Origin of the sequence: Methyloceanibacter sp., assembly GCF_050999895.1 — a bacterium.
Lineage (GTDB): Bacteria > Pseudomonadota > Alphaproteobacteria > Rhizobiales > Methyloligellaceae > Methyloceanibacter.
In genome coordinates this window covers 1-5,817 of sequence record NZ_JBPCOU010000079.1, presented here as the reverse complement: position 1 = coordinate 5,817, position 5,817 = coordinate 1, and the positions used below count along the sequence as shown (strand labels likewise).

Genomic DNA, 5,817 nt, shown 5'->3' with positions numbered 1-5,817 from the left:
AGCAGCGCATCGAGCGCGTCCGGCGCCTGGAGATCGCGCAGGCCCGGCGTGTTGGGTGAGGAGATGTTGACGGTGAAATAGCTCGCGACCGAGCGGAAGCGCTCGATGCCGAGAACATAGTCGGCGGCTCGGTCCGCGCTATCCTTCCCGGCGCCGATATTGACGCCGACGATTCCGGACGGCCGGTTGCGAAATCGCGCCAGCGCCGCCTCATGCCCCTCATTGTTGAAGCCGAGGCGGTTCACGATTGCGCGGTCGGGTGCGGAGCGGAAGATGCGCGGGGTGGGATTGCCGGACTGCTGGCGCGGCGTGAGCGTGCCGACTTCGACGAAGCCGAAGCCCATGGCGAGGAGCTGCGAAGGCACGCGCGCATTCTTGTCGAAGCCGGCTGCCATGCCAATGGGATTTAAGAATTCGAGGCCGAACAGGGATTGCCGCAGCCGCGCGTCGTCGGGAGCGGAGACGCGCGGGTAGAGGCCGAGCTCCAGCGTCTTCACCGCAAGCTCGTGCGCCCGTTCGGGATCGAAGGCGAGGAGGAAGGCTTGGCCGAGCCCGAACAGCGCGTTCATGCCGTGGCTCCGGGCGGCAGGCTGTGGCGGCCGTCGCCGCCAACCGGCAGTTTCGCAACCCGCAGCACGACCGCGAGATCAAGCGGGGCATAAAGGTGAGGAAAGAGCGCGCCGCCGCGCGAAATCTCCCATTTCAGACCATCGCCGAGACTTTCGGGGTCGAGGGTCAGGAGGACAAGCCCGGTCCGGCCCGCGAAATGCCTCGCGAGGGTGCCGTGAAGCTGGTCGCGGGCGGACAAATGAATGAACCCATCGCGGCGATCGTCGGCGGAACCCTCGAAGCGGCCTTTGGCTCGGGCCTCTTCGAGCTCGGCTGCGGTGCAGATCTTATAGACGTGGCTTGGCATGGCTCCTCGGGCGCAGACTAGCTGCCGCCTGGCTCAGCGACAAGAAATGCCCCCAGTTGGGAGTCGCGCCTCCGGAACGGGAGGGATATTTCCGGGATAGGGGGCGCATGTGTATAAAACTGACCAGCCGCCGGTCGCGCCCCTGCTAGGCTTGCTGATCACCGGTCAAGTTTCCCCCAGGCACCGGTGGCCTGCGTCGCGCTCCCGGCTGGAAACAGGGAGCCTGAAAAATGCACCCGAACCATCCCCAAGCTTTCGATGCCAAAGGCCTTTTGTCCTTGGAATCCGCGTTCAACGCCACTTTGACGACGCTAAAAGCTAACGATCCTTTCCGCGATTGGGACAGGGACAGCGAGTTGCGAACCAAACTCGCAGAGACGCTCAGCGCGCTGGCCGCGACCGGCATTACGAACGCAGATGAGCTTAGCAAACGCGCTTTGGAGGGCATGGAGCTCGTGCAAAGCAGACGCTCGGCGCCAGAGCCGTAGGCTTCTAAACCACGCTTTCGACACCTCCGAGTCCCCTACGGGCGCAACAGAAGGAGTGGACAGGCTGGGGATAAATGAGGCATAAATTCCTGTAACTAGGTATTAATTCCGCCACTTTCTAGGATTGCCGGGGCGCTCTGGCGGTGAACAAGCTGACACATGCAAAAGTCTGGAGCGCGATCGACGCGCTCGCGCGGCGCTATGGCCTGTCGGCATCGGGCCTCGCCAAAAGCGCAGGGCTTGATCCCACCGCCTTTAATAAATCGAAGCGCGTCACCGGCGAAGGCCGCCCGCGCTGGCCCACCACCGAGAGCATCGCGAAGGTGCTTACCGCGACGGGCGCGAGCTTCGAGGATTTCACCGCCCTTGTCGCCGGCAGCCAGCGCGGTCGCGCGACGCCACAGCCTATTCCGCTGATCGGGCTGACCCAAGCGGGGGGCGGCGGCTTTTTCGACGATGGCGGCTTTCCCGTCGGCGGCGGCTGGGATCAGATCCGCGTGTCGAAGGTCGACGACGAAAACGCTTATGCGCTCGAGGTGACGGGAGACAGCATGGCGCCGCTCTACCGCGACGGCGATATCCTCATCGTCTCGCCCAACTCCCCGACGCGCAAAGGCGACCGCGTCGTGCTGCGCACGACCGACGGCGAGGTGATGGCCAAAGTGCTGGTGCGGCGTTCGATGAAAAGCATCGAGCTTGCCTCGCTCAATCCGGCCCACGCCAATCTCGTTTTTCCCATGGAGCGGTTAGAGTGGATCGCGCGCATCGTCTGGGCGAGCCAGTAAGGCCAGCCGCCCGATGACGGGTTTTTACGAAATCAGCGGCAACGGGTTAGACTGGCGGGCGCGGCAACGGACCTCGCCCACGCATGAAGCTTCTCACCCGCCTCCCCATCCCGCTCGGGGTGGCCGTGCTCGGCTTCTTCGTATGGTGGACCGTGCCGCCCTTCGAGGTGAAGATCGTGTGGCGGCCCGACGACACGCCGACGCCCCGGTTCACTCCGGCGCCGCCCAAGCCCCTGCCCTGCAAATGCCTGTATCCCCGCCCGCACAAGAGCCGGCGGTTCCCGCGCAGGCGATATCGCCCACCGCCACACCGCCGGCCAGGATGGCGGACGCCGCCAAGCCAGAAGCGAAGCTCGCAACCCCGGCAGCGCCAACGCCGGCCCCGCAAGCCAAACTGAAATCGATACCGCCGCCGGAAGAGACGAAGCGAATTCTGCTGGCACAGGAGGCGGCGGAGGCCGAGAGGCTCGCGGCATTGCAGACCTCGACGAAATCCAAGACCAAGGCCGCGGGCGACACCAAGCGCTATTTCATGTGAAGGTCCGCGACGCCGGGACGCTTTCCTCGCAAGGCGTGGTCATCCGGCTTGCGGGCATACGCGCCGATCCCGCGGAAACCTGCAAGGACGAAGAGGGCAAGAACTGGCCGTGCGGCGCACAGGCCAAGGCATCGTTGACGCGGCTGATCCGCGGCCCGTTCCATCACTTGCGCCCTGCCGGGGTCGGGAGAGAAACCCGACCTGACTATGCGTGCGCCGTGGTCGGGACGATCTCAGCACCTGTCGAGATCGAGGGCCCCCGGGGTGCAATTCGCGCGTGGCGCCCTTGACAACCATCCATTAACCATCCATATACCATCTAACAGGATGGAGATGGTAATGGCTGAGATTATTCGGCTCCGCGACAAAGCGGGTGAAACCGAGAAGATCACGATCAATGTGGGTTACGTCGACCTCGGCCATATCGATCTCTTGGTGCAGGAAGGCTTCTATTCGAACCGCTCCGATTTCATTCGGACGGCGATCCGGAACCAGCTTTCGGCGCATGGCGAGGAAGTCAAAAAGTCGATCACGCGGCACACGCTGGAGCTCGGGCTCCGGCACTATACGCGCGACGATCTGGAGGCGGTGAAAGCAGCCGGCGAAAAGCTGCACATCAAGGTGCTCGGCCTGGCCAGCATCGCTCCCGACGTGCCGGTGGCACTCGCCTTGGGGACCATCGACTCCATCACGGTGCTGGGCGCCCTGCACGCCAGCAAAGAGATCAAAGCCGCCTTGGTCGATCGCATCTTCTGACGCGAAACCCTTCAGCGAGGAACCGAACAATGACACACGATTTTGCGGCCGCCATTCGCGCCAGCCTGGACCTGACGACCGCACAGAAACTCGCGGAAGCGACGCGCGTCATTCAAGAGACGTTGGCTGGCCGCGGAGCGGGCCCCCGCGAAGGCGCGAGCGAACCGCAGTCGATGCGTCGCGCGATCGAGCACCATGTCGTCGATCTCACGGCCGACAGCATCGAAGCTGAGAGCACGACGGAACGCGCGCCGCGTGCAGACGCGCGGTCGCCGTCATGGACTCCGCCCGGCGGAACTTGGACGCCACCCGGCGCAACGTGGGCGGCGCGGCCGGCCGGCGGGATTGTCGAGACACTCAGGCAGAGCGGGCTGCAGCAGCTCAATCTCAATCTCAATGGGTTGGCCGTCACCAAGGCGCGCAAGAGGATCGAGATTCCGGAAGGCGCACAATTCTTGAGCCGCAATTTTACCTGCGCGGCCGGCAGCCGAAACTACCGGCTCTATATTCCGCGCCATACACCCGATGGACGGCGTGCGTTGGTGATCATGCTGCATGGCGGCACGCAAGATGCCGAGGACTTCGCGGCCGGCACCCGCATGAACGACGTCGCCGAGGAGAACGGCTTCATCGTCGCCTATCCGACCCAGCCTAGGGAAGCGAATGCATCGTTATGCTGGAACTGGTTCAGGCAAGAAGATCAGATGCGCGGGCGCGGCGAGCCGTCGATCATCGCCGGCATCACGGGCGACGTCGTCACGGAGCACGACATCGATCCGCAAGCGGTGTTCGTCGCCGGTCTCTCGGCCGGCGGAGCGATGGCGGCTGTGATGGGCGCCACCTATCCCGACCTCTATGCCGGGATCGGTGTCCATTCCGGCCTGGCTTACGCATCCGCGGGCGACCTGCCATCGGCCTTCGCCGCAATGCGCGGCGATGCCGGGCCGCGAGGGCGACGGTCACCGCGCGCTGGCGGACACGGCGCCGCTCGCATTCGTACCATCGTCTTTCATGGCGATGCGGACACGGTCGTGCATCCTTCCAACGCCGCAAAGATTGTCGGGCCGCACGGCAAGGATCACGTCAGCGTGGAGCACCCAAGAGAGACCGGCTCGGCTGCCCGGTACCATACCCGCACTGTCACGCGCGATCGAACGGGGCTTGCCGTCGCACAGGAATGGGTGATCCACGGCAGCGGGCATGCCTGGTCCGGTGGAAGTCCGGAGGGCAGCTACACCGATCCGGCCGGGCCGGATGCGTCGCGCGAGATGCTGCGGTTCTTTCTCGAAAAGCGGAGCGAACCCGGCGAATAGGCCGTCGTCAAAAAAGAACGGCCTCCAGTTGAAACCGGAGGCCGTTCGCTATCCTAACAGTGCGCGAGCCTATTGGGCGGGCGTTCCTTGCATGTCCTTGGCGGTGGCGGCGTCGTCGGAGCTGATCCAACCCTTGCCGCAACCTGTCTTCCACTCTTCCTGGGAAATCTTCCCGTCGTTCGACGTATCGACCATTTGGTAGTTGATGATGAAGGGCGTGGCCTTGTCCTTGGACAGCGTGTCGCCGTCGGGACCGGCTGTTTCCCAGGCCTTCGTGCACGCCGCGTCATCCAGCACCTTGCCGGGACGGCCGGACGCGGGATCCTTCTGCGATCCCTCAGGAACTGGGGCACCGCCGCCAGCAAAAGCATACCCGGCGCTCAACATGACAGTGAGCGCAGCAACGGTTGCGATTTTCATTGAGTTTCCTCCTGGATTATTGGGCTTGCGCTCATCTCGAGCGGACAGAGACCGGCCGAGCGTCACGATTACGGCGCAACGCCGGCGACCCGTCGCATGCCTAACATTTAGGGGGGCACTTAGTTCCGGAGAAGGCGGATTCCTCGGCAATTGGGCACCTTCCGACACGCTATTTGAGCGCCTTCGCAATCAGGGCTCGTGTTTCGGGGACACCGTACAGCTCGACGAAGCCGCCGAAGCGCGGGCCCTGGGTCTGGCCGAGCAGCACCTCGTAGAGGGCGGAGAACCAAACGCGCAGCGGCTCAAAGCCGTGCTCCTTGCCGACGGCGTAGACCTCCGCCTGGATCTGCTCGGCGAGGACCTTGTCCGGCAACGATCCCAACCGCGCATCGAGATCGGTGAGCGCGGCGCGCTCCTTCGCGGTCGGCGCCCGATAGTTTTTCGCCGGCTTCACGAAGTCATGGAAGTAGCGAATGGCATAACCGACGAGATCGTCGAGCAGCGGATGCTGTTCGGGCGTTGCGTCGGGGCAATAGCGGCGGATGAAGCCCCACAGCACCTCGCTGTCCTCGGAGTTCGACGCCGATGCGAGATTGAGAAG

General features: G+C 64.2%; 6 protein-coding genes and 2 pseudogenes. 4 read left to right on the top strand and 4 right to left on the bottom strand.

All coding sequences use genetic code 11. The features are described 5' to 3' along the window. Together ACR2J1_RS09085 and ACR2J1_RS09080 are read right to left on the bottom strand one after the other, a co-directional pair. Positions 1 to 569: pseudogene (locus tag ACR2J1_RS09085) on the bottom strand (quinone-dependent dihydroorotate dehydrogenase); the annotation flags it as partial. Continuing rightward, positions 566 to 916 (bottom strand): DUF952 domain-containing protein, encoded by a 351-nt coding sequence (locus ACR2J1_RS09080; RefSeq protein ID WP_434019009.1) that lies wholly within the window; start codon positions 914 to 916, stop codon positions 566 to 568. The gene ACR2J1_RS09080 and the pseudogene ACR2J1_RS09085, both read right to left, overlap by 4 nt. A 631-nt stretch (positions 917 to 1,547) precedes the next feature. On the opposite strand from ACR2J1_RS09080, the gene ACR2J1_RS09075 reads away from it, so the two are divergent. From ACR2J1_RS09075 to ACR2J1_RS09060, 4 genes are all read left to right on the top strand, one after another. Further along, the gene (locus ACR2J1_RS09075; RefSeq protein ID WP_434019008.1) at positions 1,548 to 2,189 is read left to right on the top strand and encodes a S24 family peptidase; all 642 of its coding nucleotides are present in this window, start codon (positions 1,548 to 1,550) and stop codon (positions 2,187 to 2,189) included. A gap of 178 nt (positions 2,190 to 2,367) precedes the next feature. After that, a complete protein-coding gene (locus ACR2J1_RS09070; RefSeq protein WP_434019007.1) occupies positions 2,368 to 2,727 on the top strand; it encodes a hypothetical protein in 360 nt (119 codons plus the stop codon). Between the two features lie 339 nt (positions 2,728 to 3,066). After that, positions 3,067 to 3,483, top strand: coding sequence for a CopG family transcriptional regulator (locus tag ACR2J1_RS09065; RefSeq protein ID WP_434019006.1), 417 nt, complete (start codon positions 3,067 to 3,069; stop codon positions 3,481 to 3,483). Positions 3,484 to 3,512: 29 nt separating this feature from the next. Then, positions 3,513 to 4,796, top strand: coding sequence for an extracellular catalytic domain type 1 short-chain-length polyhydroxyalkanoate depolymerase (locus tag ACR2J1_RS09060; RefSeq protein WP_434019005.1), 1,284 nt, complete (start codon positions 3,513 to 3,515; stop codon positions 4,794 to 4,796). Between the two features lie 69 nt (positions 4,797 to 4,865). Here the strand turns inward: ACR2J1_RS09060 and ACR2J1_RS09055 are convergent, their stop codons facing one another. Together ACR2J1_RS09055 and lysK are read right to left on the bottom strand one after the other, a co-directional pair. Continuing rightward, positions 4,866 to 5,216 carry a hypothetical protein gene (locus ACR2J1_RS09055; RefSeq protein ID WP_434019004.1) on the bottom strand — a complete coding sequence of 117 codons (351 nt, stop codon included), beginning with the start codon at positions 5,214 to 5,216 and terminating at the stop codon, positions 4,866 to 4,868. A 169-nt stretch (positions 5,217 to 5,385) separates the two neighbouring features. Further along, positions 5,386 to 5,817, bottom strand: a pseudogene (lysK, locus tag ACR2J1_RS09050) (lysine--tRNA ligase); the annotation flags it as partial.